Genomic DNA, 16599 nt, shown 5'->3' with positions numbered 1-16599 from the left:
AAGTGAGGGCGCTCCTCCGCGTTGACCCTTCCGCGTTCGGGCCGTACCTTCCGCGTTGGACCAGCACGGGCGACCCGTTCGGAAGGAAGCATGCGCGCGGCGATCATCGGTGCCGGAGGATTCGGGACCAGCCTTGCAGTCGTTCTCGGCGGCAAGGGAATCGATGTCCGGCTCTGGGTGCGCGAGCCCGAGCTCTGCCGCGCGATCGGCGAGCTGCGGGAGAATCGCCGCTACCTGCCGGGGATCGAGATTCCCAGCTCCGTCACTCCCGTAGACGATTTGAGGCGAGCGCTCGAGGGCGCCGAGATGGTGGTGGCCGCCACGCCCTCGCAGGTGGCGCGGAGCGTCTTCCAGGAGGCCGCGCCGCTGATCCCGACCGGGGTCCCGATCGTCACCGTCTCCAAGGGCATCGAGGAGGGCACGCGTCTCCTGCCGACCGAGGTCCTGGAGAGCGTCCTGCCTCCGCCGTTCCATCCCTACCTGGCCGTGCTCTCCGGGCCGTCGTTCGCCCGTGAGGTCGCAGCGGGGTCGCCCACCCTCGTCACGGTGGCGGCGCACTGGCAGCGGAACGCGGTGGTGGTGCAGGAGGCGTTCACCGCGCCGACCTTCCGCTGCTACACCTCGACGGACGTGGTGGGCGTGCAGCTCGGCGGCGCGCTCAAGAACGTGATCGCCATCGGGAGCGGCATCGTCGACGGCCTGGGCTTCGGCAACAACGCCAGGGCCGCCCTGATCACCCGCGGCCTCGCGGAGATGGCCCGTGTGGCGGTGGCCCGCGGCGCGAACCCGATCACCCTCTCCGGGCTCTCGGGCCTCGGCGATCTGGTGCTCACCTGTACCGGCGAGCTCTCGCGAAACCGGAGGGTAGGGGTCGAGCTCGGCCGCGGCCGCAGCCTCCAGGAGATCCTCGGGGAGCTGGGGCAGGTGGCGGAAGGCGTGAACACGGTGCGCTCCGCCCGCGAGCTGGCCCACGGACTCGGAGTGGAAGTGCCCATCACGGATCAGGTCTACGCGATCATCCACGAGGGGAAGGATCCGAAGCGGGCGGCGGCGGAGCTCATGGCCCGCGCGCTGAAGCCCGAGTTCCGTTATTGATCCCGGCGCCCCGAGGGCGCCCCTCGACGAATCCGGATTTCCTACGGCACACGACTTCTCCAAGCCAACCGAGTTCCAGCCCACCGAACCGTTCCAGCCTGCCAAGGGCCTCAGCGGCCCGCACGCCCAGACGATCTTCGCGTCGCTCGTGCGCTCCGCGAGGACGCCGCCGATGCGCCGCGAGCGCTGGGAGCTCGAGGACGGGGACTTCCTGGACCTGGACGTCCTGCCGTCGCCGCCCACGGCGCCGTGCGTGGTGATCCTCCACGGCCTCGAGGGCTCGTCCCGCGCGGGCTACGTGGCGGCGATCGTGCGCGGCGCGGAGCGCGAGTGCTGGGGCGCTGTGGCGCTCAACTTCCGCTCGTGCAGCGGCGAGCCCAACCGGCTGCCGCGGATGTACCACTCGGGCGACATCGGCGACGCCCGGCTGGTGCTCGAGAGGCTCCGCGCGGAAGGGAGGCGCACGATCTTCGGCGTGGGGTTCTCTCTGGGGGGGAACGTGATGCTCCGGCTGCTGGCGGAGCTGGGCGACTCGGCGCCGCTGAAAGCCGCCGCTGCCGTCAGCGTGCCCTTCGATCTGGCGGGCTGCGCCCAGGCCATCGATCGGGCCTCCGGGCTCGCCAGCCTCTACCGCTGGATCTTCCTGCGATCGCTGAGGGAGAAGGCCCTCGAGAAGGCGCGGTGCTTCCCCGGCAGCCTGGATCCCGACGCCGTCCGAGCGGCCCACGGGATCGTGGCCTTCGACGACGCCGCCACCGCCCCGCTCCACGGCTTCGCGAGCGCCGGCGCGTATTACGACGCGTGCTCGTCGGGGCCGGCCCTCGACCGGATCCGCCGTCCGACGCTCTGCGTGTCGTCCGAGGATGATCCCATGGTGCCGGCCCGCTACCTGCCCGAGCCGAGGAACCCGCTGGTGGAGCTCCTCGTGACGCGGGCGGGGGGACACGTCGGTTTCGTTTCCGGCTCGCTGCTCCGCCCGAAATTCTGGGCGGAGGAGCAGGTGCTCGCCTTCTTCCGACGGACGGTCTAGCCGATCCGCGCCGGCAGGCCGCCGGAGGCGGCGCTGGCGCGGGAGGTGGCGCCCTCGGACCAGAGGAGGGCGTCGGCCTTCTCCAGGAGGTCGTCGAAGCCCCGGCGGGTGATCGCGGAGGTGAGGATCGCGTCGTTCACCTTCGCGCCGCCGTCCTTCGCCTCGGGGGCGAGCTTGTCGGCCTTGTTGAAGACCAGGAGCTTCGGCGTCTGGGCGAGGCCCAGCGACTCGAGGATGCGGTCCACCGCCGCGATGTGCTCGTCGCGCTCGGGATCGGCGACGTCGACCACGTGGAGGAGCAGATCCGCGTCCTCGAGCTCCTCGAGGGTGGCGCGGAACGCCGCGACCAGGTCCTTGGGCAGGTCTCGGATGAAGCCCACCGTGTCGGTGATGATCACCTCGCGATCCCGCGGGAAGCGCAGCCGCCGGCTGGTCGGATCCAGCGTGGCGAAGAGCTTGTCCTCGGCGAGGACCTCCGAGCGGGTGAGGGCGTTCAGCAGCGTGGACTTGCCGGCGTTGGTGTAGCCGACGATGGAGACCACAGGGATGCCGCGGCGGTTCCGCTCCTTGCGCCTCACGGCGCGGCTGGAGGAGAGCGCCTCGATCTTCTTCTCGAGGAAGGTGATCCGATCGCGGGCCCGCCGCCGGTCCATCTCGAGCTTGGTCTCGCCGGGGCCGCGGCCGCCGACGCCTCCACCCATCAGCCGCGACAGGCCGGCGTCGGTGCCGGCGGTGAGGCGGGGCATGAGGTAGCGCGTCTGCGCGAGCTCAACCTGGAGCTTGCCCTCGGCGCTCTGCGCGCGCTGCGCGAAGATGTCGAGGATGAGCTGGGTGCGGTCGAGGACCTTGAGCGAGGTCTCCTTGGCGATGTGCCGAGCCTGGGACGGCGAGAGGTCCTTGTCGAAGACGATGAGGTCCGCGCCGAGCTGCATGCTCTTGAGGACGATCTCCTCGAGCTTGCCCTTGCCGATCAGGTACTTCGGGTCGTGCTCGCGCCGGAGCTGGACGATGCTCTCGAGGACCTGCACGCCCGCCGTGTTGGCGAGCTCCGCCAGCTCCGCGAGGGAGGACTCGGCTGTGGCCCTGCCGCGGCCGACCGAGAGGCCGACGAGGATGGCCTTCTCGCCGTCGCCGACCACGCGGGCGCGGGCCGCGCCGGCGAGCTGCTCCTCCAGCGCACGGATCTCGGCGCCGAAGTCGAAGTCGAGCTCATGGACGCTCGGGTAGTCGGTGATCCGCCAGAGCTCCCCTTCGGGGTTCTCGGGGAGGAGGTGGGCGACCTGCGCGGCGCCGGGGAGGCCGTTGTCCAGGGCCTGGATCTCGCAGACGAGGTCGAGGCGCAGGAGCGCGAGGTCGGTGAGGTCGTCCTTGGTGAGGGTCTCGCCGCGCAGGTGCGTGTGGACCAGGCGCAGGCCACGGAGGCGCACCTGGCCGGCGCGGGCGCGGCCCACGTCGGGCAGCAAGAGCTTGTGGGCGTCACCGACGATCACGTGCTCGACCTCGCCCTTGCGGGTGAGGAGCACGCCGATCTGCCGGCCGGTCTCGCGGGAGATCTCGGTCAGATGACGGGCGAGCTCCGGGCTCACCACCTCGTTCGCGCGGAGCCGGCGCCGGTAGGTGTTGGAGAGCCGCTGGAGCTGGGAGGCCTTGAGGCCAAGGGTGTTGCCGAAAGCGTTCTGAATGGGACTTTCTCCTTGGGGATACCCGGGCTGGAATGTAGCCCTGCGTTCCCATCGATACCAACAAAGATCGGGGGCGGATGCTTTCGGGGTGCCGTGCTACATTCGCGCCGGAGCGGCTCCGAATCGTCCGCTCACAAGGAGCCGGTTTGGCGTCTCGCAAGATTACTTCCCCTGAAGCGGCCGCGCCTGAGAAGAAGGCCGCCGCCAAGGCAAGCACCCGGAAGGCCCCCGCCAAGGCGGCCTCGAAGACCACGAAGGCCGCGTCGACGAAGACCGCGTCGGCCAAGGCCGCGAAGCCCGCTGCCGCCAAGGCGTCCAAGACGGCGCCTGCGAAGCGCACGCGTGCGGCGGCCGGGACCAAGGCGCCGGCCCGGGCGAAGGCCTCCACGGCCAAGACCTCCGCTGCGAAGGCCCCCGTTCGGAAGAAGAAGCCTGGGTCCGAGGTCACCAAGGAGGGCGCCGAAGCGGCCCTCGCGGCGGCCCACATCGCCGCCCAGGCGGCCCTCGACAAGAAGGCCGAGGACGTCGTGATCCTCGACGTCACGGGCCTCACGGGCTACGCCGACTGCTTCGTGATCGCGACCGGCACCTCCGACCGCCAGGTGGGCGCCATCGCCGACTCCATCGAGGAGAAGATGAAGAAGGCCGGCCACCGCCCCATCGGGGTGGAGGGCCACGGCCTCGGTCACTGGATCCTCCTCGACTTCGGCGACGTGGTCGCCCACGTCTTCTACGAGGAGGCCCGCGCCCTCTACGACGTGGAAGGCCTCTGGGCCGAGGCCCGTCGCATCCCGGTGGGATGAAGGTCCGGATCCTCTCGATCGGCGCCGACAAGTCGGGCCTCTTCGAGCCGGCCATCGCGGAATACCTGAAGCGGATCCGCCGCTACGTCCCGGTGGAGCTCGTCGAGCTCCCGCCGTCGAAGAAGGGCGGAATCGATCCGCAGCGTGCGCGGGAGGAGGAGGGGCAGTCCCTCCTCTCCCGGCTCAAGGACTCGGAGCGCGTGGTCGTCCTCGACGAGCGCGGCGACCTCATGGGCTCCGAGGCCTTCTCGCGCGAGATCGTCCAGGACGCCATGAACCGGGGCCGCGACCTCGCCTTCCTCATCGGCGGGGCAGAAGGGCACTCGGCAGCGGTTCGCTCGCGGGCGGATCGCATCCTCGCGCTCTCTCCGCTGACCCTGGCGCACAGGCTCGCCCGGCTGGTGCTCGTGGAGCAGCTCTACCGCGGCTTCGCCATCGCCCGAGGTGAGCCGTACCACAAGTAGCCGGTCGCCCTGGCGGCACCGCTTCCGAGCGAGCCAGCGTCGGAATCCGGGCGCGCCGCCTGGGCCGAAGCCGCTCTGAAGGCCGATGATGCGGAGCTTTGTGCTATTCCGGCCGCGATCGAGCGGAGGGAGAGCGTGCGTCCGCTCGCGCCCGAGGTGAACGATGACGACCAAGGTGAAGCCGGTCCTGCTCTGCGTGCTGGACGGTTGGGGCCTGCGCAAGGAGCGCGAGGCGAACGCGATCCTGCAGGCGGCGACGCCCAACGTGGATTTTTTCGACGAGCGATTCCCCCACACGAAGCTGGAGACCTCGGGTCTCGCCGTGGGCCTGCCCGAAGGCCAGATGGGCAACTCCGAGGTGGGACACACCAACCTCGGCGCGGGGCGGATCGTCTACCAGGACCTCGTGCGCATCAACCGGGCGATCGAGGACGGCTCCTTCTACCGCGACCCCGTGATCTGCGCGGCGATCCGCAAGGCGAAGGAGAACGGCCGCGCCCTCCACCTCATGGGCCTCGTCTCGCCGGGCGGCGTCCACTCGCTCCAGGCCCACCTCGAGGCGACGATCCGCATGGCGGAGCGTGAGGGCGTGGCGCGGATCTTCGTCCACGCCTTCCTCGACGGCAGGGACACGCCGCCGAAGTCCGCCCTCGGCTACGTCGAGGAGCTGGTCCGCTTCCTGGACCGCGAGGCGCCGCACACGAAGGTGGCCACGGTGATCGGGCGCTACTTCGCGATGGATCGCGATCAGCGCTGGGATCGCGTGATGGTCGCCTACGAGGCGATGGTGCGCGGCGTCGGCCACGGCGTCGCCGGGCCGGTGGAGGGGGTGAAGGAAGCATACGCTCGCGGTGAGACGGACGAGTTCGTCTCACCCTCGGTGTGCAAGGACGCGAGCGGGGTACCCGTGGGGCTCATCCGCGACGGCGATTCGGTCTTCTTCTTCAACTTCCGGTCGGACAGGGCCCGCGAGATCACCCAGCTCCTCGCCTTCGACCGGGCGCCGGAGGGGGTCGACCGGGGCGCCAGGCCGCAGCTCTCCTTCTTCGCGACGATGACGGAGTACAAGGCGGACTTCGGGCTCCCCGTGGCGTTCCCACCCGATCAGCCCGCCGAGATCCTCCCGCAGCTCGTCTCCGAGAAGGGCCTGCGGCAGCTCCGTTGCGCGGAGACCGAGAAGTACGCCCACGTGACGTTCTTCTTCAACGGCGGCCGCGAGGTGGTCTTCCCTGGCGAGGAGCGGATCCTCGTGCCCAGCCCCCGCGAGGTGAAGACCTACGACGAGAAGCCGGAGATGTCGGCGCGCGAGGTGACGGACAAGCTGGTCGCTGCCGTCGAGTCCAAGCAGTACGGCCTGATCGTCTGCAACTTCGCCAATCCCGACATGGTCGGCCACACGGGCTTGATGGAGCCCACGAAGAAGGCGATCGAGGTGGTGGACGAGTGCCTCGGCCGCCTCTACCGGTCGTGCGCGAAGGTCGGCATGGCGATGATGGTCACCGCCGATCACGGCAACGCCGAGCAGATGGTGGATCCGGTCACCGGTGAGCCCCACACGGCGCACACGCTGCTGCCAGTGCCCTTCTGGCTCCTCGACTCCGACTTCCGCGGCGCGAAGCTCGGCGACGGCATCCTCGCCGACGTGGCGCCCACGGTGCTGCAGGTGATGGGCCTGGCCAAGCCTGCCGAGATGAAGGGCAGGGGCCTGGTCCGCGGATGAACGAAAAAGGGCCGCCCCCAAGCGTCGCTCAAGGGGGCGGCCCTCTCGATTCGCGGCTCCGTCCCGATCCGAGGGACGGAGCCCTTTTTTCGCTACTCGACCTCGATCGTCAGCGACTCACACTGCCGGCCGGTGGGAGGATCGACGCAGAGCGTGAAGGTCGTCGTCTGATCCAGGGTGACGGTCCTGGTGCCGTTGGGAGCCTGGCTCTCCTCGAGGAAGCGCCAGCTCCTCCCCCCGAGACCGTCGTCGTAGTCGAAGCGCTCGCCGTACGGCTTCACGACGGCCCCACGGGATCCGGCCATGTTCTGGTAGCCCATGACCGCTTCGTACCCGTCCGCCTTCCCTTCCCAGATCTTGTCGCCGCGCATCATTCCGTAGCGGAAATCGAACGCGCCGTTCGGCCAGAGCACGACCTGGAAGTTGAAGTCGGAGTCGTAGCTGAGGTCGTCCCAGTCGTACATGTGCGACCACTGGATCACCAGGTGATCGCCCTGCGGGCCGTGGCGCAGCTCCCGGAGGATCCGGCCGCCCTCGTAGGAGTCGAGGGTGAGGTCGCTCCAGAACGGGGAGAGGTGCACGTAGGAGACGGATCGGTTCGGCAGCTCGCGCTGGTTGAGCGAGGTCGCGCCAGGCGCGGTGACGGTGTCGAAGCTCAGGAAGCCGTTCACGACGGCCCGTGCCTCGTTGCGGAGGGCGCCGTCGAAGGGGAAGGCGAAGCCGCTGGGGAACGTGAACGTGGCGCAGCCGTCGTCGTCCGCGTCAGAGGCGCCCGGACCGCAAGAGCGCATCATGAGCAGCTCACCCGTGCCGTCGATGTCGACGAAGGTGGTGCCGAGCTCCCGCGGCGCCGTATCGACGAGCGGAGCCAGCACGGGAGTTCCGGTCGCCTGCCACTCGAGCGTGACCTCCTCGCCGCGGGCGACCGTCATGCGGTCCGCCGTGAACGAGAAGATCGAAGGCGGCAGCTCCACCACGACCGTCCTCTCCTGAGACACCTCGGCGCCCAGGTCGTTGGCGGCCACGAGCCGGTAGATCCGCTCGCCGGCGCCAGAGGGCGCCGGCACGTGGTAGCTGCCCAGCGAGAGCAGCTCCTCGGGGACCTCGTAGATCGTGGAATCCTGGCCGCCGTCGATCAGATGGATCGCGGCGGAGGAGGCGCCGCTCATCGACCAGGCGATGGCGATCGTCTCGCCCGGCTGGACCGACGCGGGCGCCACCGTGAGGTTCGCGATCACGGGAAGCGACACGACCTCGATCTGGACCGCAGCGGTGGCGGTGGCGTCCGGAGTCGACGCGGTGAGCGTGAAGGTACGGTTGCCGGAGTGGCCGAGCCGATGGGTCGCCGTCCCCTCGAGGACGTCCACGCCCGAGAGATCGACGTCGTTCCCGAGATCGTCCGCGAGGTGGAGCGCCGGCGTCTTGCCCTCGAGGTCGGGCGAGATCGTCCACGAGAAGCTCAGCTCGTCGCCGACGCTGGCGCGGACCGCGCTCGCCACGAAGCGCTCGATCGCGGGGCCGTCGACGATGTCGACGATCGCCTTCCTCGTGCTGGTCTGGCCGACGCCGTTGGTGACCTGGAGCTCGTACTCGTTGGCTCCGGGTCGTGCGGGCGCGCCGAAATAGCAGGTCCCGGCCTTGAGCCCGGAGGGCTCGGTGACGGTGCAGCCCTCGACCTCGGCCTTGGCCGCATCGAGGACCTTCAGCTCGCTGCCTCCCGAGACGTTCCACGAGAGGACGACGGGGGCACCGGGGCGGTAGCGCACCTGATCCGCCTCGAACGAGTGAATCGTCGGTGCACCCACGGTGACGACGAGCTCCCGGGTCACGAACGTGCCGGCGAGGTTCGTCGCGCGAAGCGTGTAGCGGGCGTCGGCGTCGAGCTGCTGCTCGATCCGGGCCGTCGTGCCCGCGGGATCCGCTTCGACGGGCTGTCCGTCACGGGTGAGCGACACGGCGTGGGCGCCGGTGGTGGACCAGGACAGCGAGAAGGTCTCGCCCGCACCCACGCGTGCCGGCGTCGCGGCGAAGGCCGCGATCACGGGGAGCGCGACCTCGGGGATCTCGAGGGTCCGGTCCACGGTGCCGACGGCGTTCGCCGCGGTGAGGACCACGGTGGCTGCCCCACGGAGCGTGAGCTCGATGGAATCGGCTGCAGGCGAGCGGGAGCCGAGGTCCACGGGCGCGCCGTTCACCGCGAGGGCGACGGAGGTGGCCCGCTCGGTGGTCCAGGAGAACGTGAGGGAGCCGCCACCCATGTTGACCGCCGGGGCGGACGCAGCGAAGTCCACGATCTTCGGAGCGTCGCCGACCTCCACGGTCAGCTCCGCCTCCTTCACCCCTTCGCCGCGGGTGGCGACGAGGGTGAACCGTCCGGATGCGCCGACGGCCAGCGTCGCGCGACCCTGCTCACGATCGCCCTCGGGGACGACGTAGGCTCCGCCTTCGGGCGTGGTGATCTCGAGGGACAGGGCGCCCCGGGTCGTCCACACGATTTCGACCTCGGCGCCCACGGCCACCGGCCCTTCGACCACCGCGTGGAAGTTCTCGATCGCCGGGTCGACCCGTACCTTCACCGACGCGCCGGCGTCTCCGCCAGGGCCCGTCGCTTCGAGCTCGTAGACGGTGGTGAGCGACGGGCTGTCGGTCCGCTCACCGGAGAGCTCGTCGGTCGTATCGACGAGAACGCCGTCCCGGCCGCGGATCACCACGTGGGTCGCGTCCTCGGTGTGCCACTGCAGGCGCACCGACTCACCGAAGTTGATCGCGTCCCGATCGGCCGTCAGCGACACCGTCGGGAGTCCCTCCTGCGCCTCCACGACGACCGTGGTCTCGCGCTCGACGGAGGTGCCATCGTGTCCCGTGGCCACGAGGCGGTAAGTGGTCGTCTCCTCGGGGGCGACGGTGGTCGTACCCTCGGTGGAATTGCCCTGGGCCACGACGGCCTCGCCGGCGCGGATCTCGATCCCGGCGGCGTTCTTCACCTCCCAGGAGAGGATGGCCTCCTGGCCCGCCGCGATTGTAGTCGGCGATGCCCGGAAGGCGAGGATCTCGACCTGTTCACCGGGCTGCGGTCCCGGGGCGGAGGTCGAGGAGGAGCAGGCGGCTGCGAGCCAGAGGAATCCGAGTGCCAGCCATGAACCGGAACGCTTCACTTCGTAGTCTCCTTCGTCCGGCTGTTAGTTGCTGGACAAAATGTCAAAAACCAGGAGACCGGCTCGCTTGTCAAACGGCTAGGCGGGTCGGAAACGAAAAAGATCGCCGGGCTCGCTCCGGCGGGCACGGCCGTTTCCCGATGGGAAGAGGCGTTCCCTACCCGCGAATGTCGGAGCCACAGGCTAGGCTCCTCCCCCATGTGGCGATCGCTTCTCGACCTCCTCTTCCCCAAGGGGTGCTGCGCCTGCGGGCGGCGGCCGGTAGAGGGGATCTTCTGCGGGGCCTGCGCCTCGCGCCTCGACGTCCCGCCTGCGTGGCGCTGTAGCCGCTGTGCCGGGCCGGTGCCGCCTCCCTCGGACGTCGGCGGGAGGGCGAGACGGTCCGCTCCCGAGGCCTGCGCCACCTGCACAGCCGATCCGCCCGCGTTCAGCGAGGTGATCTCGGCGTTCGCATACGGGGGCGCCGCAGCGGAGGCCGTCCAGCGCTTGAAGTATCGGGGCCGCAGAGAGGTTGCGTCATCTCTCGGAGGGCTCGTCGCGACGTCCTGCGCGAGCCGACTGCAGAAGATCGACGTGGTCGCGCCGATTCCCCTGCACCCGTCGAGGCGATCGGAGCGCGGCTACGATCAGGCGCTCTTGCTGGCCCGGGCGATCGCGAGGGAGGCTCGAAAGCCGCTGCGGCCCGAGCTCCTGCGCCGCGTTCGCCAGACGCCCGGTCAGGTGGGAAGCTCGCGCGTCGACCGTCTCGCCAACCTCGAGGGCGCCTTCGAGGCCGGCCCTGAGGCATCGGGCCTTCGGGTCGCGCTCGTGGACGACGTCGTCACGACCGGTGCGACCGCTGCCTCGGCGGCGAAGGCGCTGGCTAGGGCAGGGGCGTCGAGGGTCGTGATCCTCTCGGTGGCCCGCGCGGGCTGAGCCCGCCTTCGATACCGAGGAGGACCTGCGTCCGCCAAGCACAACCCGATATACTTGGCGGACGCAGATCCAGTCACTCTTCGAAAGCGACCGTGTCGACCTGAACCTCGATCGTGCGCGTCGTCGTCTCTCCCACGCCGTTGGTCAGCCAGAGCGTGTAGACGTAGGAGCCTTCCTCTTCTGAGGCGGATACGAAGGTGGACCCGGATCGACCGATCCCGTCCGGATCGTTGGCCTCGTAAACCGGCCGGCCATCCGGACCCAGGAGGTAGAGCGCGGTTCCGCCCTGTACGGTCCACGAGAAGCCGATCGGATCGCCGGGCAGGTAGGTGGAATCGGACTTGTTCGCGTTGAAGGTCTCGATCACGGGTCCCACGCGTCCGCTGGAGGGCGTGAACGCGAGTACACGCCTCACGGTGCCTGCCGCGTTCGTCGCGGAGAAGATGGCCCGCGTCGGTTGCGAGATCTGGACTTCGATCCTGTCGTTGGCGGCCGATCGGCCCGAGAGATCGACCGGACCACCTGGCTCGAGCGAGAGCGAAACCGAGCTGGCGCCCACGGTGCTCCAGACGAGGTCGACGAACCGGACACGCCCGGGTTCGAACTCGAGGGAGGCGGCGTCGAAGCTGGTGATCACCGGAGCCCAGTTCCAGACTTGTCCGACGGAGAAGTCGCTAGTTTTCCAGGTGTTTCCGCGTTGCGCGGTCAGGGTGAAGGTGCCCGACAGCCCTGCTTTCACCCGTGCCTTCCCGACGTCGAGGTCCGCCTTGGGAACGGAATAGGATTCGCCGTCGGGCGTGGTGATGAGGAGCGCCTCGGCGCCCATGGTCGTCCATGCCAGCTCGACCTCGGAGCCGGGGACGACCGGCTCCGTCGAGGTGGGGCCAAACGAGAAGATCGCGGCCTCGACGTCGACATACACAATCGCGGTCGCCGTCCCCCCCAGTCCTTCCGCGGTGAGCACGAACGTGGTGGTAACGCACGGCGAGATGCTGCGCTTGCCCGAGAGCACCGCCGTGGTATCGAGGAGAAGCTCCTCCCCCCCGTCCGAGATTGTGACCCGGTCCGCGTTTCGGGTCTGCCACTCCAGCCGAATGGACTCGCCGTATTCGATGGTCGTACGGTCGACCTGGAGAGTCGCCGTCGGTGCCGGGTCGGTTTCCACGCTTTCCGAACCGCAATTCGCCGCGATGCACAGCACCGCGAATCCAGCCCACATCGTGAGTTTCATGAAGCCTCCACCCTTGGCTACGACACCGGTATTGAATGTCGTATGTGATGCTCCCCCGGATTCGGATCACTCGAAGGGTTCGTTCTCGCGAACCGACCGTCCGATCGCGAAACCCAAGACGCTTCCCGCCAGCGCTCGTCGGTTCCAAGGCTCCGGCTCGCCGCCGCCGCGTATAGGATGAAGGGGCCCGTTCGTCGGGCAGGTGGGAATCCTCCCGCTCGCCAACCGTTTCCGGACGCCATGCCCCGCCCTTCGCCCACCCGGCGCCTGCTTGCCGCCCCGACCCTCGCGCTCCTCGCCCTCCTTGCCCTCATCCCGGAAGCGCGCGCCCAGGAGCTCCGCCTCGACGCGGAGTCGGGTCCTGAGGTGGTTCCGGACGCCCGGAGGGGCGACGTCACCTGGCAGCGGATGGAAGAGCTCCGCCGGCGGATCGAGGGCCGCCTCTCGGAGCCCGGGGTGGCGGCGGACCTTTATGAGCTCGATGCCCTCTCCTCCGAGGCCGGCTCCCTGGAGCGGACGGCGGACATCCTCTATCGCGTGGCCGGCGCCGGGCGGGTGCAGCCCGAGGTGCGGGCCCTGGCGACTCGCCTCCTCGCGGACGTGGAGCGGAGCCGCGGCCGCCTTCCCCGCTCGGAGGCGAACCTCGCCGCCATCGGGTCAATCTCCTCGGTCTCGCTGATCGGCCCGTTCGACGACGAGAACAAGGGCGGCTACGACGAGGCCTACGGCCCCGAGCTCCTCCTCGACCTCTCGCGCTCCCATCCCGGCCTTCGCTCGGAGGTCTCCTGGCGCAGCCTGGAGGGGCTGGGCAAGGACGGGACGATCGCTCTCGACCAGGCGGTGCGGCCCACCCGCGAGGTGCTCGTCTATGCCCTGACCGTCCTCGACGTCCCCGCCGCCACCACCGCCACGCTCTACCTGGGCACGCCCGGGGCGACGAAGGCCTGGCTGAACGGCCGGGCGATCGTCGCGGACCCTGCCTACCATCCGGCCCGCCTCGATCAGCGCTCGGTGTCGATCCGCCTCGAGAAGGGGAAGAACCCGCTCCTGCTCAAGCTCGCCGCCGGGGAGTCCGGGCCGTTCGAGCTCGAGCTGCGGGTGGTCGGGGAGGGCGGCAGGCCGATCCGCGGGCTGAAGGCGACGGCCCCGACGACGGGAAAGTGGGCGAAGCCCGAGGCGATCGCTGCCGGCCGGAAGATCGTCGGCCGCCGCCCCATCGTCGACGACCTCGACCGGATCGCCCGCGAGAATCCGACGCCTCGCGCCCTGGAGGACCTCGCGCGGGTGCTCGGAGCCCGCCGCCCGTTCGACGACGGCGCGCGGCTCCACGAGATCGCCGCTGCACGCGCCGCGCTGGCGGCGCCTGACGGCGTTGCTGCACAGCTCCTGGCGGCGAAGTACCAGACCGACTCCAACGAGCGCCGCGCCTTCCTCGAGAAGGCCGTCGCCGCCGAGAGGCCCGGACGGTCGGAGGCCCACTCGGCGCTCGCCTCCTTTTGGATCCTCCAGGGCGATCCCCACCGCGCGCTCGAGCTGATCCGCCCCTGGCTCGACCAGGCCCCGGACGACTTCCGCGTGGGGCTCGTCTGGGTCGAGGCCCTGGATCGGCGCGGCCAGCAGGCCCGCGCCATCGCCGAGCTCGACCGGCTGATCGAGCGCTTCCCTGGCGAGCCCTTGCTGCTCGAGCGGCGCGCGATCTTCCATCGCCTCGACGGCCAGATGGGCGATTCGAACCGGCTCCTGCGCGTGGTGCTCGCTCACCGGCCGGCCAGCTTCGCTCCCGCGATGGCGCTGGTCTCGGGGCTGGTGGAGCGGGGCGCGGTGGATGAGGCGGATCAGCTCCTCGCCTCGCTCTCGCGCTTCAGGCCCGCGGATCTGGAGCTGCTGCTCCGGCGGGCGGACCTCCTCGCCGCCAACGGCCGCATGGACGAGGCGCGCCGGCTCTTCGGCAAGGCGGCCGATCTCTGCCCGCAGGAGGGCTCGGTCTTCGAGCGCCTGGGCCGGACGGAGCTCCTGGCCGGGCGCAGGCCCGAGGCGATCGCCGCGTTCACCCGCTCGCTCGAGGCCCAGCCCCAGAACGCGCGGCTCCGCGAGCTCGTGGAATCGCTCCGTCCCGGAGACGCTCGCTTCGCGGAGCCCTTCCTCCACGATCTGCGCGCGGCCGCGCGCGAGGCCGAAGGGCTGTTCCCCGGAGAGGACGCGGCGAAGCTCGTGGATCTGTCCGCGGTGCGGGTGCTCCCGAGCGGTCAGGCGTCGAGGACGGTCCAGAACGTCGTGCAGGTCTTCACCCGCCGTGGAGTCGATCGATACAGGAGCTTCCCGATCCGCTACGCGCCCGGCAGGGAGGAGCTGAAGATCGAGCGGGCCCGGATCCTGCGTCCGGACGGCACGATCGTGGACGCGCACAGCGAGAACGATCGCTCGATCAACGAGCCGTGGTCGGGCCTCTACTACGACGCCCGGGCGACGATCGTCGGCTTCCCCTCGCTCGCCCCCGGCGACGTGGTGGAGCTCGTCTACCGCCTCGACGATGTGGGCCGCGACAACCTGCTCTCCGACTACTTCGGCGACGTCGACTTCCTCGGAGACACCGTCCCCACCGTGTCGTGGGAGTACGTGCTCGAGATGCCGGCGGGTCGGACGATCTACGCGAACCAGGCGCCTGGTGCGGCGAGGACCGACGAGCCCCGGGGTGACGGGACGACCCTCCACCGCTGGGTCGCGCGCGACGTTCCCAAGCTCGTTCCGGAGCCGCAGATGCCGGGGTGGGCCGAGGTCTCGCCCCATCTCCACGTGTCGACCTACCGCGACTGGGAGTCCGTGGCCCGATTCTGGTGGGGCCTGGTGAAGGATCAGGTCGAGCCCACGCCCGAGGTGGAGAAGGCGGCCCGGGAGGTCGTTGCGGGGATCCCCGCCGGCGACGTGGAGTCGCGCGTTCGCGCGATCTACGACTTCGTCGCGACCCGGACCCGCTACGTCGGCCTGGAGTTCGGCATCCACTCCTTCAAGCCGTACAAGGTCGAGCAGATCCTCCGCCGTGGCTTCGGCGACTGCAAGGACAAGGCTTCGCTCACCTACGCGCTCCTCAAGTCCGTGGGGATCGACTCCCGCCTGGTGCTCCTCCGCATGCGGCACCTCGGCGCGATGGGCGGGGAGCCGGCCTCGCTGGCGGTCTTCAACCACGCGATCCTCTACGTCCCCTCCCTCGATCTCTTCCTGGACGGGACCGCCGAGTGGTCGGGCTCGCGGGAGCTTCCCGAGTCGGACCGCGGGGCGGAGGTGCTGGTGGTGAATCCCGGCGGAAAGAGCGCGTTCCGCGTGACGCCCGAGGCCCTCGCGGAGTCGTCGGTCACGGCCACGTCGCATCGGATCGCGCTCTCCTCCGACGGCTCGGCCAGCGTCACCGGATCCAGCACGATCTCGGGCCTCTCCGCGCCGGGCATCCGCCAGTCGTACGCTTCGCCCAGCGGGCGCGTGGCGTCGTTCGAGCAGAGCCTGGCGCGCTCGTATCCCGGGGTGAAGGTCGGTCGCCTCGACCTCTCGGATCCGCGCAAACTGGAAGAGGACGTCCGCCTCGCCTACGACCTCGCCATCCCTGCCTTCGCCGACGTGGGGACAGGGGCGGGAGAGCGGCGCCTCTCTTTTGCTCCGATGAAGAGCGCGGCCGTTCTGGTGGAGAGCTTCGCGCCTCTCTCTGCCCGGCGGCTCGATCTCGTCCTCCGCTATCCCTGGACCCGGACCTTCCGTTACGAGGTCGCGCTACCGTCGGGCTACGCCGTCACCAGCCTTCCGGACGCGGGGCGGCTCGCGAGCCGCTTCGGCTCGGTGCGGATCGACTACGCGAATGAGGGAGGGCAGGTGGTGGTCGAGGGCACGATCGAGGTCTCGGCGACGAGGGTCGGGCCGGACGACTACTCCGAGTTCCGCTCGTTCCTCTCCCAGGCGGACGGTCTGCTCGGACGCAAGCTCGTCGCCGAGCCGGGGAAGAGCTGAAGCGGCGGTCGGCGTCGAAAAGCATTGAAGCCTTGCAGTTTGGGGCCGATACATGCATTTTCCCGCCGACCGGTCGCTGATGGCCGAGGAATTTGGAGGAATCCCCTGGCTCGCGAAGATCTGATCGAAGTCGAAGGCGTGATCACCGACGTGCACCCGGGCGGGCTTTTCACTGTGAAGCTCGATCAGGGGCCGGCGATCCAGGCGCGCGTCGGCGGAAAGATGCGGCAGCACTTCATCCGCATCGTCCTCGGTGACCGCGTCAAGGTCGGCGTGTCGCCCTACGACCCGACCCACGGGATCATCACCTACCGCACGAAGTAAGCGGGTCGACGCTCGGCCCAGCCAGTCGGCCACCCGGCAATTGCCGGGTGGATCGCGGCACGGCTCCGTCTGTCGGGCGCTTCGGCGATTGCCGGTTGGTTCACGGCACGCCATTGCCTTTCGGGCGCTTCAGCAATTGCGAATTCGTTAACGGTCGCGCCCCCGTAGAGGGACGACTTCGGCTATA

The 16599-nt window shown here is 69.9% G+C and carries 11 protein-coding genes; 8 read left to right on the top strand and 3 right to left on the bottom strand.

All coding sequences use genetic code 11. From position 1 onward, the window contains the following. Window positions 1–90 precede the first annotated feature (90 nt). Window positions 91–1095 carry an NAD(P)H-dependent glycerol-3-phosphate dehydrogenase gene (locus AKJ08_RS13080; RefSeq protein WP_050726471.1) on the top strand — a complete coding sequence of 335 codons (1005 nt, stop codon included), beginning with the start codon at window positions 91–93 and terminating at the stop codon, window positions 1093–1095. A gap of 172 nt (window positions 1096–1267) precedes the next feature. Then, complete coding sequence (locus AKJ08_RS13075; RefSeq protein WP_240475334.1) at window positions 1268–2125, top strand: YheT family hydrolase; 858 nt, start codon at window positions 1268–1270, stop codon at window positions 2123–2125. On the opposite strand, the gene hflX is transcribed toward AKJ08_RS13075, so the two are convergent. Then, the gene (hflX, locus tag AKJ08_RS13070; protein WP_050726470.1) at window positions 2122–3807 is read right to left on the bottom strand and encodes a GTPase HflX; all 1686 of its coding nucleotides are present in this window, start codon (window positions 3805–3807) and stop codon (window positions 2122–2124) included. The two genes, AKJ08_RS13075 and hflX, sit on opposite strands and share 4 nt — an antisense overlap. A gap of 146 nt (window positions 3808–3953) precedes the next feature. Here hflX and rsfS point away from each other — a divergent pair, with 146 nt between their 5' ends. The 3 genes from rsfS to gpmI all read left to right on the top strand — a co-directional run bounded on the left by rsfS (window position 3954) and on the right by gpmI (window position 6794). Further along, window positions 3954–4610: a ribosome silencing factor gene (rsfS, locus tag AKJ08_RS18760; protein ID WP_240475331.1), complete on the top strand. Its 657-nt coding sequence runs from the start codon at window positions 3954–3956 to the stop codon at window positions 4608–4610. Further along, complete coding sequence (locus AKJ08_RS13060) at window positions 4607–5074, top strand: 23S rRNA (pseudouridine(1915)-N(3))-methyltransferase RlmH (protein WP_050726469.1); 468 nt, start codon at window positions 4607–4609, stop codon at window positions 5072–5074. The genes rsfS and AKJ08_RS13060 overlap by 4 nt, the downstream gene beginning before the upstream one ends. A 163-nt stretch (window positions 5075–5237) precedes the next feature. After that, entirely contained in the window at window positions 5238–6794 is a 1557-nt protein-coding gene (gene gpmI, locus AKJ08_RS13055) for a 2,3-bisphosphoglycerate-independent phosphoglycerate mutase (RefSeq protein WP_050726468.1), read from the top strand. A 92-nt stretch (window positions 6795–6886) separates the two neighbouring features. Here the strand turns inward: gpmI and AKJ08_RS13050 are convergent, their stop codons facing one another. Further along, window positions 6887–9949 carry a hypothetical protein gene (locus AKJ08_RS13050; protein WP_050726467.1) on the bottom strand — a complete coding sequence of 1021 codons (3063 nt, stop codon included), beginning with the start codon at window positions 9947–9949 and terminating at the stop codon, window positions 6887–6889. A 198-nt stretch (window positions 9950–10147) separates the two neighbouring features. Here AKJ08_RS13050 and AKJ08_RS13045 point away from each other — a divergent pair, with 198 nt between their 5' ends. After that, window positions 10148–10864: a ComF family protein gene (locus AKJ08_RS13045; RefSeq protein WP_050726466.1), complete on the top strand. Its 717-nt coding sequence runs from the start codon at window positions 10148–10150 to the stop codon at window positions 10862–10864. Window positions 10865–10937: 73 nt separating this feature from the next. Here AKJ08_RS13045 and AKJ08_RS13040 read toward each other — a convergent pair whose 3' ends face one another. Further along, entirely contained in the window at window positions 10938–12029 is a 1092-nt protein-coding gene (locus AKJ08_RS13040; protein WP_157370665.1) for a hypothetical protein, read from the bottom strand. A 306-nt stretch (window positions 12030–12335) separates the two neighbouring features. Between AKJ08_RS13040 and AKJ08_RS13035 the strand changes: the two genes are divergently transcribed. Both AKJ08_RS13035 and infA read left to right on the top strand, forming a co-directional pair. After that, window positions 12336–16088: a DUF3857 domain-containing protein gene (locus AKJ08_RS13035; protein ID WP_050726464.1), complete on the top strand. Its 3753-nt coding sequence runs from the start codon at window positions 12336–12338 to the stop codon at window positions 16086–16088. A gap of 90 nt (window positions 16089–16178) precedes the next feature. Continuing rightward, window positions 16179–16412 (top strand): translation initiation factor IF-1, encoded by a 234-nt coding sequence (gene infA / locus AKJ08_RS13030; protein ID WP_476723236.1) that lies wholly within the window; start codon window positions 16179–16181, stop codon window positions 16410–16412. The last annotated feature ends 187 nt before the right edge of the window (window positions 16413–16599 follow it).

It is taken from the genome of Vulgatibacter incomptus (genome assembly GCF_001263175.1).
GTDB lineage: Bacteria > Myxococcota > Myxococcia > Myxococcales > Vulgatibacteraceae > Vulgatibacter > Vulgatibacter incomptus.
The sequence above is the reverse complement of the archived record's forward strand: the minus strand, read 5'-3'. Positions and strand labels throughout refer to the sequence as shown.

Bases quoted from the DNA above. Each gene is read 5' to 3' on its own strand.
- AKJ08_RS13035 (WP_050726464.1), top strand. From the start codon at position 12,336: ATGCCCCGCCCTTCGCCCACCCGGCGCCTGCTTGCCGCCCCGACCCTC.
- AKJ08_RS13045 (WP_050726466.1), top strand. From the start codon at position 10,148: ATGTGGCGATCGCTTCTCGACCTCCTCTTCCCCAAGGGGTGCTGCGCC.
- AKJ08_RS13080 (WP_050726471.1), top strand. From the start codon at position 91: ATGCGCGCGGCGATCATCGGTGCCGGAGGATTCGGGACCAGCCTTGCA.
- gpmI (WP_050726468.1), top strand. From the start codon at position 5,238: ATGACGACCAAGGTGAAGCCGGTCCTGCTCTGCGTGCTGGACGGTTGG.
- AKJ08_RS13060 (WP_050726469.1), top strand. From the start codon at position 4,607: ATGAAGGTCCGGATCCTCTCGATCGGCGCCGACAAGTCGGGCCTCTTC.
- AKJ08_RS13075 (WP_240475334.1), top strand. From the start codon at position 1,268: ATGCGCCGCGAGCGCTGGGAGCTCGAGGACGGGGACTTCCTGGACCTG.